The sequence below is a fragment of the Ramlibacter sp. genome, assembly GCF_035554825.1.
In the GTDB taxonomy this organism is placed as follows: Bacteria; Pseudomonadota; Gammaproteobacteria; order Burkholderiales; family Burkholderiaceae_C; genus Ramlibacter.
The window spans coordinates 1-13,606 of the sequence record NZ_DATMHS010000011.1 but is presented as its reverse complement, the minus strand read 5'-3'; the positions used below and the strand labels follow the sequence as shown (position 1 = coordinate 13,606).

Annotated in this window: 14 protein-coding genes; 4 read left to right on the top strand and 10 right to left on the bottom strand. The window is 69.4% G+C overall.

What is annotated here, in order from left to right:
• Positions 1-3: 3 nt before the first annotated feature.
• From VNT59_RS00745 to VNT59_RS00735, 3 genes are all read right to left on the bottom strand, one after another.
• Positions 4-1,437: an aldehyde dehydrogenase family protein gene (locus tag VNT59_RS00745; protein ID WP_325495640.1), complete on the bottom strand. Its 1,434-nt coding sequence runs from the start codon at positions 1,435-1,437 to the stop codon at positions 4-6.
• A gap of 82 nt (positions 1,438-1,519) precedes the next feature.
• Positions 1,520-2,344 (bottom strand): metal-dependent hydrolase, encoded by an 825-nt coding sequence (locus VNT59_RS00740; protein WP_325495638.1) that lies wholly within the window; start codon positions 2,342-2,344, stop codon positions 1,520-1,522.
• A gap of 102 nt (positions 2,345-2,446) precedes the next feature.
• Positions 2,447-4,600 carry a sodium-translocating pyrophosphatase gene (locus VNT59_RS00735; protein ID WP_325495636.1) on the bottom strand — a complete coding sequence of 718 codons (2,154 nt, stop codon included), beginning with the start codon at positions 4,598-4,600 and terminating at the stop codon, positions 2,447-2,449.
• A 269-nt stretch (positions 4,601-4,869) separates the two neighbouring features.
• Here VNT59_RS00735 and ppa point away from each other — a divergent pair, with 269 nt between their 5' ends.
• Positions 4,870-5,412 (top strand): inorganic diphosphatase, encoded by a 543-nt coding sequence (ppa, locus tag VNT59_RS00730; RefSeq protein WP_325495634.1) that lies wholly within the window; start codon positions 4,870-4,872, stop codon positions 5,410-5,412.
• Between the two features lie 18 nt (positions 5,413-5,430).
• Here ppa and VNT59_RS00725 read toward each other — a convergent pair whose 3' ends face one another.
• On the bottom strand, positions 5,431-6,669 hold the full coding sequence (locus VNT59_RS00725) for a GNAT family N-acetyltransferase (RefSeq protein ID WP_325495632.1): 1,239 nt from the start codon (positions 6,667-6,669) through the stop codon (positions 5,431-5,433).
• Between the two features lie 9 nt (positions 6,670-6,678).
• On the opposite strand from VNT59_RS00725, the gene VNT59_RS00720 reads away from it, so the two are divergent.
• Together VNT59_RS00720 and VNT59_RS00715 are read left to right on the top strand one after the other, a co-directional pair.
• Positions 6,679-8,349 carry an NAD+ synthase gene (locus VNT59_RS00720; protein WP_325495630.1) on the top strand — a complete coding sequence of 557 codons (1,671 nt, stop codon included), beginning with the start codon at positions 6,679-6,681 and terminating at the stop codon, positions 8,347-8,349.
• A 23-nt stretch (positions 8,350-8,372) separates the two neighbouring features.
• On the top strand, positions 8,373-8,711 hold the full coding sequence (locus VNT59_RS00715; RefSeq protein WP_168105913.1) for a P-II family nitrogen regulator: 339 nt from the start codon (positions 8,373-8,375) through the stop codon (positions 8,709-8,711).
• Position 8,712: 1 nt separating this feature from the next.
• Here the strand turns inward: VNT59_RS00715 and VNT59_RS00710 are convergent, their stop codons facing one another.
• From VNT59_RS00710 to VNT59_RS00685, 6 genes are read right to left on the bottom strand one after another with little or no spacing between them, the layout of a single operon-like run.
• Positions 8,713-9,294, bottom strand: a complete 582-nt coding sequence (locus VNT59_RS00710) for a TIGR00730 family Rossman fold protein (RefSeq protein WP_325495628.1) — start codon at positions 9,292-9,294, stop codon at positions 8,713-8,715.
• Complete coding sequence (locus VNT59_RS00705; protein WP_325495626.1) at positions 9,291-9,695, bottom strand: diacylglycerol kinase; 405 nt, start codon at positions 9,693-9,695, stop codon at positions 9,291-9,293. Before VNT59_RS00705 ends, VNT59_RS00710 begins: the two co-directional genes overlap by 4 nt.
• Positions 9,696-9,724: 29 nt before the next feature.
• Positions 9,725-10,258, bottom strand: coding sequence for an RDD family protein (locus tag VNT59_RS00700; RefSeq protein ID WP_325495625.1), 534 nt, complete (start codon positions 10,256-10,258; stop codon positions 9,725-9,727).
• An 8-nt stretch (positions 10,259-10,266) separates the two neighbouring features.
• Positions 10,267-11,076, bottom strand: coding sequence for a DUF3106 domain-containing protein (locus tag VNT59_RS00695; RefSeq protein WP_325495623.1), 810 nt, complete (start codon positions 11,074-11,076; stop codon positions 10,267-10,269).
• Positions 11,077-11,085: 9 nt separating this feature from the next.
• Positions 11,086-11,496 (bottom strand): DUF3619 family protein, encoded by a 411-nt coding sequence (locus VNT59_RS00690; RefSeq protein WP_325495622.1) that lies wholly within the window; start codon positions 11,494-11,496, stop codon positions 11,086-11,088.
• On the bottom strand, positions 11,493-12,059 hold the full coding sequence (locus VNT59_RS00685; RefSeq protein ID WP_325495620.1) for an RNA polymerase sigma factor: 567 nt from the start codon (positions 12,057-12,059) through the stop codon (positions 11,493-11,495). Before VNT59_RS00685 ends, VNT59_RS00690 begins: the two co-directional genes overlap by 4 nt.
• 286 nt (positions 12,060-12,345) lie before the next feature.
• Here VNT59_RS00685 and ilvB point away from each other — a divergent pair.
• The coding region (gene ilvB / locus VNT59_RS00680; RefSeq protein WP_325495619.1) for a biosynthetic-type acetolactate synthase large subunit at positions 12,346-13,606 on the top strand (1,261 nt) is incomplete at its 3' end.

The following is a 13,606-nucleotide window of genomic DNA, read 5'->3' as shown; positions in this document are numbered from 1 at the left end:
GCCCTAGCCGTGGCGGATCGCGACGGTCTTGAGGGTGGTGAAGCCGTACAGCGCCTCGAAACCCTTCTCGCGGCCGTAGCCCGACGATTTCACGCCGCCGAACGGCAGTTCGACGCCGCCCCCGGCGCCGTAGTTGTTGATGAACACCTGGCCGCTGCGCACGCGCTTGGCCATGCGCAGCTGCCGGCCGCCGTCGCGCGTCCAGATGCCGGCGACCAGGCCGAAGTGGGTGGCGTTGGCGAGCGCGGCCGCCTGGTCTTCGTCGGCGAAGCTCATGGCGGCGAGCACCGGCCCGAACACTTCCTCCTGCGCCAGCCGGTGCTCCACCGGCACGTCGCGCAGCAGCGTCGGCGCCTGGTAATAGCCGGTCTCGGGCGCCTGCTCCACCACCTGGCCCTGGGCCACGGTGGGAATGCCGGCGACATGGGCATCGGAGAGGAAGTCCCACACGCGCTGCTGCTGGCTGGCGCGGATCAGCGGCCCGACGTCGAGGTCCATCGCGGCCGGACCGACGCGCAGCTTCCCGAACGCCTGGCCCAGGCGCTCCAGCAGCGGCTCGTAGATCGACTGCTCGATCAGCACGCGCGAGCCGGCGGAGCAGGTCTGCCCCGCGTTCTGCACGATGGCGTTGATCAGCACCGGCAGCGCGGCGTCGAGGTCGGCGTCGGCGAACACGATCTGCGGGCTCTTGCCGCCGAGCTCCAGCGTGACCGGGCAGTGGCGCTCGGCCGCCACCTGCTGGATCAGGGTGCCCACCCGCGGGCTGCCGGTGAAGCTGATGTGGTCGATGCCGGGGTGGCGGGCCAGCGAGTCGCCGACCTCGTGGCCGTAGCCGGTGACGATGTTGATGGCGCCGGGCGGGAAGCCCACGTCGGCGGCCAGTTGCGCGACCCGCAGCAGCGACAGGCAGGCGTCCTCGGAAGGCTTGACCACGCAGACGTTGCCGGCCGCCAGCGCGCCGCCCACGCTGCGCCCGAAGATCTGCATCGGGTAGTTCCACGGAATGATGTGGCCGGTGACGCCGTGCGGCTCGCGCCACGTGAACACGGTGTAGCCGTCCTGGTACGGCAGCGTGTCGCCGGTGAGCTTGTCGCACGCCCCGGCGTAGAACTCGAAGTAGCGCACCAGCGCCAGCGCGTCGGCCTTGGCCTGCTTGGTCGGCTTGCCGCAATCGCGCTGCTCCAGCGCCGCCAGTTCCTCGGCGTGCTCGGCCACCTTGTTCGACAGGCGCATCAGCAGGCGGCCGCGCTCGGCCGCGCTCAGTTTCGACCAGACCCGGTCGTAGCACTCGCGCGCCGCCCGCACGGCGGCCGCGATGTCCTCGGCGGTGCCGCGCTGCAGTTCGTCGAAGGGCTGGCCGTCGGACGGATCGATGACAGGAATGGTGCGGCCCGACGACGACGGCTGGCCGCTGTTGGCGATGTAGTGGAGTTGCATCCCGCCATTGTGCGACAACCACCGGCGCTGCCCGGCGGCCGATCGGGGCTGCTGCCCTGGCCCCGGGCCCCCCGGGCGACGGCTACCCGGCGCTGCCCACCACCGCGAACCGGTCGCGGTGCTCGGCCAGCCAGCGCTCCGACTGGCTGCTGTCCTGCTGGCGCGGGTGGAAATCGACGCGCAGGTAGTCGCGCCACGGCCGGTACGTCATGCGCACCAGGCCGCGCCGCCCGAACAGGAAGCTCGCGCCGCTGCGCCAGGTGCGCCAGGTCCACAAGCTGCGGTCGCGCCGGAGGTTGTCGAGCGTCTGGCGCGTGACGTCGATGAGGAAGGTGGCGGTGATGCGGCGAAACCAGGTGATCCGCCACTCGTGGTTGCCGCCCAATGCCTGGTACAGATCGAACGCGGTCGACTTGTGCTCGGACTCCTCGGCGCTGTGCCACAGCCAGAGCGTGGCCAGGCGCGGGTCCTGCGAGCCCAGCACGTCGGGATGCCGCAGCAGCCAGTCCGCGAGGATCGCCGTGAAGTGCTCGAAGGCGGCGGTGATGGCCAGCAGGTGGCGCGCGTCCTGACCCCGCAGCAGCTTCTGCCGCTCCATCGAGCGCGGCCCCCAGGCGTTCACCAGTCCGTGCGCCTCGAGCTGCTCGTTGTAGAGGCCGTGCAGGCGGCGATGGGTCGCTTCCTGCCCGACGAAGCCCTGCACCTCGCCCCGGAAACGGGCCTGCTGGTCGTCGGGCAGCGCCTCCAGGCCGGCCCGCACGCTGTCGATGAAGAATTGTTCGCCCACCGGAAAGCTCATCGAGAGGGCGTTGAACAGCGCGGTGCGGAAGGCATCGCCGGCGCACCAATGCCGCGGCATCGGTGCCTGCATGTCGACGAGAAGGCGGCGGACGACGAGCTCGGTCATCTGGTCTGGGCGGCGGGGGAGACGCCGGCGTTCCTGCGCGGGCCGCCATTTTCGGACAAAAAAAGGCCCGCCGGTGGCGGGCCCCTTGGGTGCGGGCGAGCCTTACTTGGCCGGGGTGCCCACGGCGCCGGAAGCAACGGCTGGGGCCGTCACGGCGGCCGGCGTCTCCGCGCGGTTGGTCGGCACCTCGCCGCCGTGGAACTTCACCACCAGCGGCACGATGAGCAGCGCCACGATGTTGATGATCTTGATCAGCGGGTTGACGGCCGGGCCGGCCGTGTCCTTGTAGGGGTCGCCCACGGTGTCGCCGGTGACGGCGGCCTTGTGCGCTTCGGAGCCCTTGCCGCCGTAGTTGCCGTCCTCGATGTACTTTTTGGCGTTGTCCCAGGCACCGCCGCCGGTGCACATGGAGATCGCCACGAACAGGCCGGTCACGATCGTGCCCATCAGCAGGCCGCCGAGCGCTTTCGGGCCGAGCGCCAGGCCGACCACGATCGGCACCACCACCGGCAGCAGCGAAGGAATCACCATCTCCTTGATGGCGGCGGCCGTCAGCATGTCCACGGCGCGGCCGTACTCGGGCTTGGCGGTGCCTTCCATGATGCCCACGATCTCGCGGAACTGGCGGCGCACTTCCACGACCACCGAGCCGGCGGCGCGGCCGACCGCTTCCATCGCCATCGCGCCGAACAGGTAGGGAATCAGTCCGCCGATGAACAGGCCGACGATCACCATCGGATCCGACAGGTCGAAGCTGATGCTGCGGCCGTAGCTCTCCAGCTTGTGCGTGTAGTCGGCGAAGAGCACCAGCGCGGCCAGCCCGGCCGAGCCGATGGCGTAGCCCTTGGTCACGGCCTTGGTCGTGTTGCCGACGGCGTCCAGCGGGTCGGTGATGTCGCGGACGCTGGCCGGCAGGTCCGACATTTCGGCGATGCCGCCGGCGTTGTCGGTGATCGGGCCGTAGGCGTCGAGCGCGACGACGATGCCGGCCATGCTCAGCATGGACGTGGCGGCGACCGCGATGCCGAACAGACCGGCCAGGTAATACGACGCGACGATGGCCACGCAGACGAACAGCACGGGCCAGGCGGTGGAACGCATCGACACGCCCAGGCCGGCGATGATGTTGGTGCCGTGGCCGGTGGTCGAGGCCTGGGCGATGTGGCGCACGGGCGAGTACTGGGTGCCGGTGTAGAACTCGGTGATCCAGACCAGCAGGCCGGTCAGGGCCAGGCCGATCACGCAGGCGCCGAACAGGCGCATCTGGCTGCCGGTGGCGGTGATCGCGTTGTCGGGGATCAGCCACTGGGTCACGAAGTAGAACGCGATCAGCGACAGCACCCCGGCGATCGCCAGGCCGCGGTACAGCGCCGGCATCACGTTCTTCATGCCGGGCGAGGCCTTCACGAAGAAGGTGCCGATGATCGACGCGATGATCGACACGCCGCCGAGGGCCAGCGGGTACATCACGGCATTGACCGGCGCGCTGGTCACCAGCAGGGCGCCCAGCACCATGGTCGCGATCAGCGTCACGGCGTAGGTCTCGAACAGGTCGGCGGCCATGCCGGCGCAGTCGCCGACGTTGTCGCCCACGTTGTCGGCGATCACGGCCGGGTTGCGCGGATCGTCCTCTGGGATGCCCGCTTCGACCTTGCCCACCAGGTCGGCGCCGACGTCGGCGCCCTTGGTGAAGATGCCGCCGCCCAGACGCGCGAAGATCGAGATCAGCGAGGCGCCGAAGGCAAAGCCGATCAGCGGGTTCAGCAGCGTCGCCAGCTTGCGGTCCGGCGTCATCGCGCCGTTGCCGGCGAGGAACCAGTAGAAGGCGGTCACGCCCAGCAGGCCGAGTCCGACCACCAGCATGCCGGTGATGGCGCCGCCGCGGAAGGCGACGTCCAGCGCCGGGCCGATGCCGCGGGTGGCCGCCTGCGCGGTGCGCACGTTGGCCCGGACCGAGACGTTCATGCCGATGAAGCCGCAGGCGCCCGAGAGCACGGCGCCGACCACGAAGCCGACGGCGGTGGTCGGATCCAGGAAGACGGCGATCAGGATCGCCAGCACGACGCCGGCGATGGCAATGGTCTTGTACTGCCGCGCGAGGTAGGCGGCCGCGCCCGCCTGGATGGCGGCCGAGATCTCCTGCATGCGGGGGTTGCCGGCGTCCTGCGAAAGGATCCAGCCTCGGGCCCAGAACCCGTACACGACGGCCGCGAGGCCGCAGACGAGCGCCAGGATCAGCGCTGAGTTGCCTGTCATTTCTTCATTTCTCCTACGTTCTGTGTGAGTAACGTGCCTGAGGTGCCCCGCAAGCGGGGTCCCTCCGCTGCGTTGCTTCCTCGTGGCCCCCAGCAGGCGGGGCGGAGACGATTGGCCAACCGCGCAAATATAAGCGCAAACATGTGACAGATTCCGCGCCGTCGGGCCGATGCGGCGTGCACCTGATTAAAATCAGGGTTATCACTGAGCCGGTGTGTGCCGGCTTCCCCACGCCGCCCGCGGCGTTCTCCCTTTTTCCCCGAACACGAATGTCCCTGGACCAAGTCACTCCCGGCAAGCACGCCCCCGACGAATTCAACGTGATCATCGAGATCCCGATGAACGCCGACCCGATCAAGTACGAGGTCGACAAGGAAACGGGGGCGATCTTCGTCGACCGGTTCATGAGCACGGCCATGCACTACCCGACCAACTACGGTTACGTGCCGCACACGATCAGCGGCGACGGCGACCCGGTCGACGTGCTGGTGATCACGCCGGTGCCGCTGATTCCAGGCGTGGTGGTGACCTGCCGGCCGATCGGCCTGCTGCGCATGGAGGACGAGGCGGGGCAGGACGGGAAGGTGCTCGCCGTGCCGACGCAGAAGATCCTGGGCCTGTACAGCCAGTGGGAAAAGCCGGACGACCTCAACCCGCTGCGGCTGAAGACCATCGCCCACTTCTTCGAGCACTACAAGGACCTGGAGGCCGGCAAGTGGGTCAAGGTGCTCGGGTGGGAAGGGCCGGACGCCGCGCGCCAGGAAGTGCTCGACGGCATCGAGAACTACCGCCGCCAGCAGCCCCAGGGCTGAGCGCGCCGCGCGCCCCTGTCAGGAGGACTGCTTGAACGGACTGCGCCGCTCCAACTGGGCCAGGTAGTGCTCGACGCCCTGGCCCTCGCGCGCCAGGAACCGCTCCACGGCATCGGCGAACGCGGGGTGCGCCAGCCAGTGGGCGCTGGTGGTCTTCACCGGCATCAGCGCCCGCGCCATCTTGTGCTCGCCCTGCGCGCCGCCTTCGAAGCGGTCCAGGCCGTGCTCGATGCACCATTGCAGCGGCTGGTAGTAGCAGGCGTCGAAGTGCAGGCAGTCGACCCGCTCCAGCGCGCCCCAGTAGCGGCCGTAGGCGACCCGCGGCCGGCCATCCGCTGACGACGGGCCGGCGGCCGCCGCGGCCCCGGTCACCGCGATCAGGCTGGATGCGATCGGCCGGCCCCCGCGCTCGGCGATGAACAGCACCCAGTGCCGCGGCATCGTGGCGGCCATGCGCCGGAAGAAGTCGCGCGTGAGGTAGGGCGCATTGCCGTGTTCGAGGTAGGTGCGCTCGTAGCAGCGGTAGAAGAAGTTCCAGTCGGCCGCGCTGATGCCGGAGCCGGCACTCCAGCGGAAGGTCACGCCGGCCTCGGCCACCTTGCGCTGCTCCTGCCGGATCTTCTTGCGCTTTTCCTGCGCCAGGCTGGCCAGGAACTGGTCGAAGCCGTCGTAGCGGCGCGGCCCGGCGGTGGCGGCGGCGGCGGAGGATGCGGGCGCCTCGTTCGTCCAGTGGAACTGCACGGTGTGCCTCAGCATGAGTCCGGCTTCGGCGCAGGCCGCCACGTCCTCGTCCGCGCCGAACAGCAGATGCAGCGACGAGAGCTTGCGCTTGCGGCACCACGCGAGCAGCGCCTGCAGCAGCGCCAGCCGCGCCCCGGCGTCGCGCGCGAGCAGGCGGCTGCCGGGCACGGGCGTGAACGGCACGGCGACCAGCGCCTTCGGGTAATACGCGAGTCCGTGCTGCTGGTACGCGTTGGCCCAGGCCCAGTCGAACACGTACTCGCCGTACGAATGGTCCTTCAGGTACAGGGCGCACGCGGCCTGCAGTTCGCCGCCGCGCGTGAGCGTCACGAACCGCGGTGTCCAGCCGGCGGCGGGCGTGGCGCTGGCGCTGCGCTCGAGCGCGGCGAGGTATTCATGCCGCATGAAAGGCGTCGGCTGCGCTTGCAGAGCCAGCAGCGAGTTCCACTGCCCGGCGTCGATCTCCAGCGCTGAGTCGACGACCTTGCTGACATAATCGTCCGGGTTGTTCTTCACTGGCTGCCCATGGCTTTCAAACTCGCAATCGCCCAGCTCAACTTCGTGGTCGGCGATACCGCCGGCAACGCGCAGAAGATCATCGCCGCGGCGCGCACCGCCTACGTCCAGGGCGCCCGGCTCCTGCTCACGCCCGAGCTGTCGATCTGCGGCTATCCCGCGGAGGACCTGCTGCTGCGGCCGGCCTTCGTGGCGGCCTGTGATGATGCCGTGAAAACGGTGGCCCGCGAACTGGCCGGGTTAAAGGACATGCACGTCGTCGTCGGCCATCCCATGGGCGGCGACCTGCGCACGAAATCCGTGCAGGTGCAGCGGCGCTTCAACGCCGCCAGCGTGGTGAGCGAGGGCCGGGTGCTCGAGACCTATGCCAAGCGCGAACTGCCCAACTACCAGGTGTTCGACGAGCGCCGCTACTTCACGCCCGGCCAGGGCACCTGCGTGTTCCACATCGATGGCGTGAACATCGGGCTGCTGATCTGCGAGGACGCCTGGTTCGAGGAGCCGGCGCTGCTGGCCAAGGAAACCGGCGCCGAGATGCTGGTGGTGATCAACGCCTCGCCGTTCCATGTGGGCAAGGGCGGCGAGCGCGTGGCGCGCATGGCGCAGCGGGCGCAGGCCGTCGGGCTGCCGCTGGTATACGCGCACATGGTGGGCGGCCAGGACGAGGTCGTGTTCGACGGCGCGTCGTTCGCGGTGGACGCCGCCGGCGCGCTCGTGGCGCGGGCGCCCGGCTTCCACGAAACCATTTTCGCGGTGCAGGTGGACCGCCCGGCGGCCGGCGGGCCGCTGCAGCTGAGCGGTGCCGTCGCTCACGAGCGCAGCCCCGAGGCGGACCTGTGGGATGCGCTGGTGATGGGGGTGCGCGACTACATCGGCAAGAACGGCTTCCCCGGCGTGCTGCTGGGGCTGTCGGGCGGCATCGACTCGGCGCTGGTGCTGGCGATCGCGGTCGACGCGCTGGGCCGCGACAAGGTGCGCGCGATCATGATGCCGTCGCCGTACACGGCCGACATCTCCACGACCGACGCCCGCGACATGGCGGCGCGCCTGGGCGTGCGCTACGACGAGATCTCGATCGTGCCGGAGTTCGACGCCTTCCGCGCCTCGCTCGCCAACGAGTTCAAGGGCCTGCCGGAAGACACGACCGAGGAGAACATCCAGGCCCGCATCCGCGGCGTGTTCCTGATGGCGCTGTCCAACAAGTTCGGCAGCATCGTGCTGACCACCGGCAACAAGAGCGAGATGGCGACCGGCTATTGCACGCTGTACGGCGACATGGCCGGCGGCTTCGCCGTGATCAAGGACCTGCTCAAGACCACCGTGTTCCGGCTCGCCAGGTGGCGCAACATCCACGACCCGTACGGCACCGGGATCAATCCGATCCCCGAGCGGATCATCACCCGGCCCCCGAGCGCCGAGCTGCGCCCGGACCAGACCGACCAGGACAGCCTGCCGCCGTACGAGATCCTCGACGCCATCCTCGAGCGCTACATGGAGAATGACCAGGGCATCGAGGAGATCATCGGCGCCGGCTTCGACCGGGCCGTGGTGGAGCGCGTGGCGCGCCTGATCCGGATCAACGAGTACAAGCGCCGGCAGGCGCCGGTCGGGATTCGCGTGACGCACCGCAGCTTCGGCAAGGATTGGCGCTATCCTATTACCGGCAAGTTCAGCGCCTGAAGCAACCTCTCCTGGAATCCCTCATGAAACAGATCACCGCCGTCGTCAAGCCCTTCAAGCTCGAGGAAGTCCGCGAGGCGCTGGCCGAGTGCGGCGTGACCGGGCTGACCGTCACCGAGGTCAAGGGCTTCGGCCGCCAGAAGGGCCACACCGAGCTGTACCGCGGCGCCGAGTACGTGGTCGACTTCCTGCCGAAGGTGAAGGTGGAAGTGGTGGTGAAGGACGACGACGTGGAGCGCTGCGTCGACGCGATCGTCAAGGCCGCGCGCACCGGCAAGATCGGCGACGGCAAGATCTTCATCACCAGCATCGAGCGCGTGGTGCGCATCCGCACCGGCGAAACCGACGAATCGGCGATCTGAGTCAGATTTCCGACAGGTGGGCCACGCCGGTGCGCGTGGTCGCGCTGCGCGCCAGCTCGTCGAGCAGCTGCTCGTGGTCGGTGCCGACCCGCACCAGGTCCATCTGCCAGTCGTTCATGAACCCGTGCTGCACGCTCGAGTCCAGGAAGGCGAGCAGCGGGTCGTAGTAGCCGCCGGCATTGAGGATGCCCACCGGCTTGTCGTGGTAGCCGAGCTGGCGCCAGGTCCAGACCTCGAACAGTTCCTCGAACGTGCCGATCCCGCCCGGCAGGGCGAGGAAGGCGTCGGCCCGCTCGGCCATCATCCGCTTGCGGTCGTGCATCGTGTCGACCACGTGCAGTTCGGTGCAATCGCGCTTGGCGAACTCGCGGTTCACCAGCGCGTGCGGGATGACGCCCACCACGCGCCCGCCGGCGGCCAGCGTCGCGTCGGCCATCACGCCCATGAGGCCGTTGTTGCCGCCGCCATAGACGAGTTGCCCGCGATGCGCGCCGATCCAGCGGCCGACCGCCGCGGCGAGCTCGACGAACGCCGGCACCGTGCGGGAGCCGCAATACACACACAAGGAAAAGCCCGGGTTCATGCGAGAAACCTTTGGTACAACGCGGCCACCCAGATGCCGCAACACAGGATCAGGGCGAGCAGGACGGCGGCGCTGCCCATGTCCTTCGCCCGCTTGGAAAGCGCGTGCCACTCGGGGCCGATGCGATCGATCGCGGCCTCGATGGCCGTGTTGAGCAGTTCCACGATCATCAGCAGCAGCACCGAGCCGGCCAGCAGCGCGGTCTCGACCCAGCCGCGCCCCAGCCAGAAGGCAAGCGGCAGCAGCACGACGGCGGCCACCGCCTCCTGCCGGAACGCGGTTTCGCCCCAGCCGGCGCGCAGCCCGGCCAGCGAAAAGCCGGTGGCGTGCCACAGGCGGCTGAGGCCGGAGCGCTGTTTGTGCCGGTCGGCGGGAGAGAGCAGGTGGATCTGCGGCGGCATGGCGCCAATTGTCTCCGACGCGCCCGGCCTCAGGTGCCGGCGCGGATGAGGCGGGTGCCGGCCAGCGCGTCGTGCCAGAACTGCCGCTGCGGATGCAGGCGGCTCGCCAGCGCCCACAGCGCCACCCAACCGGTCAGCACCAGGCCCGTCTGCGCCGGCGTTGCATGCCACGCGGCCAGCAGCGCCAGCGGCGGCAGGAACCACAGCCAGCTGCACACGTAGCGCAGCAGCGCGCGCGGCTGGCCGAGCCGCCGCCCGGCCGTGTCGACGATGCGGATCTTCCAGGTCTTCATCGCCAGCGTCTGCCCCTTGGTCCAGAACCAGGTGAAGTAGATGCCGAACACGACGAACAGGAAAGCCTGCAGCAGCGGGCGCCGGGCGTCCATGGCGTCACGCACCTGGCCCAAGGCGCTGAACAGCCAGCCGGCGATGAACACCACGGCGAACAGCAGCACGCCTTCGTAGCACCAGCACGCCATGCGGCGTGCCAGCGGCGGGGCCGTCAGGTCGGCCGGAACAGGGTCAGCGGCCGACGCCGCGCCGGCTGCGCGTTGGGAGGCCATGCCGGAGATCAGCCCGCTTTCGGGGCCGAGGCCGCCGGGGCAATGGGGGCCGAGGCGGGACGCGTGGCCGCCGCGGGGCCGGCGGCCGGCGCGGCCGGCGCGCGCGGCAGCAAGGTGTTGCGGTCCAGGCGGCCGGGCGGGACGATGGCGCGCGGCGCGACCGCGGACGCGGCCGGCTTGGCGCCCCGGGGCACGGTGGCCAGCTTGTCCGCCGGTACCGGATGGATGGCCGCCGCGGTGACCGGCGGCTTGGGCGCCGAGGCGGCGAGCTTGCGCTTTTCTTCCGGCGCGAGCGCCTGGTAGGCCTCCCACTTGGCCTTCTTCTCGTCGGGCGAGAGCTGCTTGCTGACGCCGAAATTGAGACGGGCCAGCGTGCGCTGCTGCGGGCTCAGCGCCACCCACTCCGTCATGCGGCTGTGCAGCTTGGCCTGCTCGTCGGGCGAGAGCTTGGAGAAATTCTGCGACAGCGCCAGCCACTTGCGCTTCTGCGCCAGGCTGAGCGTGTCCCAGCTGCCGGCCAGCGGCGCCAGTGCCTGTTGCTCGGCGGGCTTCAGTTCGCGCCAAAGCGGCGTCGTGACCTGCTTGCCGTTGGGCTTGCCGGCCGAGGCGGTCTTGGCCGGGGCCCGCGTGACGGCGGAGGCCGCGCTGGCGGCAGGGGCGGGCTGGACGGCCGGCGACGCAGGCGCCGCGGCCGGTCCGCCGGCGGCGGGGCTCTCGGCCACGACCGCCGTGGCGCAGGCAAGGAGGATGGCGGCGAGCGCCGCTGCGCCCAGCCGGCGCGACTGCTCAACCTGGGCTGGAGCGGCAGGGGCGCGCATCGCCAGGCGTCAGCGGCCGGATTTCAGGAACTGCGCGAAGCCGGGGTCGGCATAGGCCGCCGGCGGCAGGTCGTCGGTGAGCAGCTGGGCGTCGACTTCCGCCACTTCGCTGGCACGGCGCTCGTTCTGGATGCTGTGGATCAGCACCAGGCCGCCGACCAGCACCACCAGCGGCAACGCCGACGCGATGCGCCACAGGCTGAAGCCGCGTTTGCCGAGTGCGGCCGAATGGCCGGTGCTCACGACGGCGGGGGCGGTGGCTTCGAGTTTGCGGGCGGCCAGCGCCTGGACCCGGGCGGCACGCAGCCGCTCGGTGACGTGATAGGGGAGCTCGGCTGTGCCGGCCGACAAGCGTCTGCCGACAGCGCGCCCGAACCGCTCCTGGAGCTGTTCGGACCCGGTCAATTGCATGTTCGTCATAGTTGTATACCCTTCGCCTTCAGCGCCTTGCTGAGGGCCGCGACCGCACGCGAGCAATGCGTTTTGACACTGCCTTCCGAGCAGCCCATGGCCGCCGCCGTTTCGGCCACGTCCATGTCCTCCCAGTAACGCATCAGGAAGGCTTCGCGTTGACGCGCCGGCAGCTCCTGGACCTGCGCCTCGATCTGCCTGAACACCTGGGCCCGCCGGGTGGCGTCTTCCGCACTCTCCGCCTGCTGGGAGCCCTCGGCGAAGGCAAAAGTTTCCAGCAGGTCGAATTCGCCGTCGTCGGTGGCGGCCTCGAAGTCGCTCATGTTGGAAAACAGGGCGTTGCGCGTCTTCTGGCGCCGGAACCAGTCCAAGGTGCAGTTGGACAGGATGCGCTGGAACAGCATCGGCAGCTCCGCCGCCGGCTTGTCACCGTAGTGCTCCGCCAGCTTCATCATCGCGTCCTGCACGATGTCGAGCGCCGCCTCCTCGTCGCGCACGTGGTAGATCGAGCGCTTGAACGCTCGCTTCTCGACGCTCTTGAGGAACTCGGACAGTTCTTGTTCGGTGGCCAAGGAACTCGGGTCTGGACGGGGGCGGAACGCCTGCCGGCGGGCCCTGCGGGGCGCTGCTCGGCGGCCGGTAACCGGAAATTATGGCATCCGCGGGGCCGGCCCCCTTGTCGGACGGCCGTGTTGCAGTGCGATAATACGGTTTGCACATCACAGGCAAACGAGCCCGGATCCGGCGGTGCGAACCGTCCGCCCATGGTCCGGTGTTCTAAGTCCCGAGGCGGCTTCACGAGAGCGCGCTGCAGGGGCACCCAAGGTTTTTCGTCAGAGAAAATCGCAAAGGTTGATCATGGAAATCTCCAAGGCTGAAATCAAGTCGGCGGCGGCCGCCGGCGATCGCACGCCCGAGCTGCGCGGCGCGGAAATCCTCGTCAAGACCCTGCAGGCCGAGAACGTCAGGTTCGTCTGGGGCTATCCCGGCGGGGCGGTCCTGCACATCTACGACGCGCTCTACAAGCAGGACACCATCCAGCACGTGCTGGTGCGCCACGAGCAGGCGGCGGTGCACGCGGCCGACGGCTACGCCCGCGCGACCGGCGACGTCGGCGTGGCGCTGGTGACGTCGGGCCCCGGCGTGACGAACGCCGTGACCGGCATCGCCACCGCGTACATGGACAGTATCCCGATGGTGATCATCACGGGACAGGTCCCGACCGCTGCGATCGGCCTGGACGCGTTCCAGGAATGCGACGCCGTCGGCATCACGCGCCCGATCGTCAAGCACAACTTCCTGGTGAAGGACGTGAAGGACCTGGCTTCGGTGATGCGCCGCGCCTTCCACATCGCCCGCAGCGGCCGGCCCGGACCGGTGGTGGTGGACATTCCCAAGGACGTTTCCTTCAACCGCACCGCCTACATCCCGCAGCCCGAGAAGGTGGAGATGCGCTCGTACAACCCGGTGCGCAAGGGCCACGGCGGGCAGATCCGCAAGGCGCTGCAACTGCTGCTGGCGGCCAAGCGGCCGTACATCTACACCGGCGGCGGCGTGATCCTGTCCAACGCCTCGGCCGAGTTGCGCGAGCTGATCGACCTGCTCGGCTACCCGATCACCAACACCCTGATGGGCCTGGGCGCCTATCCCGGGACCGACCCCAAGTTCCTGGGCATGCTCGGCATGCACGGCACGCTCGAAGCCAACAACGCGATGCAGAACTGCGACGTGCTGCTGGCGGTGGGCGCGCGCTTCGACGACCGCGTGATCGGCAACCCGAAGCACTTCGGCCAGAACGAGCGCAAGATCATCCACATCGACGTGGACCCGTCGAGCATCTCCAAGCGGGTGCGCGTGGACATCCCGATCGTCGGCGACGTGAAGGAAGTGCTGGGCGACCTGATCGCGATGATCAAGGAGAGCAACGCCAGGCCGGACGCGGGCGCGCTGGCGGCATGGTGGGAAACGATCGACGGCTGGCGCAAGCGCGACTGCCTGCGCTACGACCGCGGCAACAAGGACGTGATCAAGCCGCAGTACGTCGTCGAGACGCTGTGGAACATGACCCGCGACGCCGATGCCTACATCACGTCCGACGTCGGCCAGCACCAGATGTGGG

Bases quoted from the DNA above. Each gene is read 5' to 3' on its own strand.
- VNT59_RS00710 (WP_325495628.1), bottom strand. From the start codon at position 9,294: ATGAACCCGGGCTTTTCCTTGTGTGTGTATTGCGGCTCCCGCACGGTG.
- VNT59_RS00705 (WP_325495626.1), bottom strand. From the start codon at position 9,695: ATGCCGCCGCAGATCCACCTGCTCTCTCCCGCCGACCGGCACAAACAG.
- VNT59_RS00735 (WP_325495636.1), bottom strand. From the start codon at position 4,600: ATGACAGGCAACTCAGCGCTGATCCTGGCGCTCGTCTGCGGCCTCGCG.
- VNT59_RS00695 (WP_325495623.1), bottom strand. From the start codon at position 11,076: ATGCGCGCCCCTGCCGCTCCAGCCCAGGTTGAGCAGTCGCGCCGGCTG.
- VNT59_RS00740 (WP_325495638.1), bottom strand. From the start codon at position 2,344: ATGACCGAGCTCGTCGTCCGCCGCCTTCTCGTCGACATGCAGGCACCG.
- VNT59_RS00745 (WP_325495640.1), bottom strand. From the start codon at position 1,437: ATGCAACTCCACTACATCGCCAACAGCGGCCAGCCGTCGTCGTCGGGC.
- VNT59_RS00715 (WP_168105913.1), top strand. From the start codon at position 8,373: ATGAAACAGATCACCGCCGTCGTCAAGCCCTTCAAGCTCGAGGAAGTC.
- VNT59_RS00720 (WP_325495630.1), top strand. From the start codon at position 6,679: ATGGCTTTCAAACTCGCAATCGCCCAGCTCAACTTCGTGGTCGGCGAT.
- VNT59_RS00690 (WP_325495622.1), bottom strand. From the start codon at position 11,496: ATGACGAACATGCAATTGACCGGGTCCGAACAGCTCCAGGAGCGGTTC.
- VNT59_RS00700 (WP_325495625.1), bottom strand. From the start codon at position 10,258: ATGGCCTCCCAACGCGCAGCCGGCGCGGCGTCGGCCGCTGACCCTGTT.
- ppa (WP_325495634.1), top strand. From the start codon at position 4,870: ATGTCCCTGGACCAAGTCACTCCCGGCAAGCACGCCCCCGACGAATTC.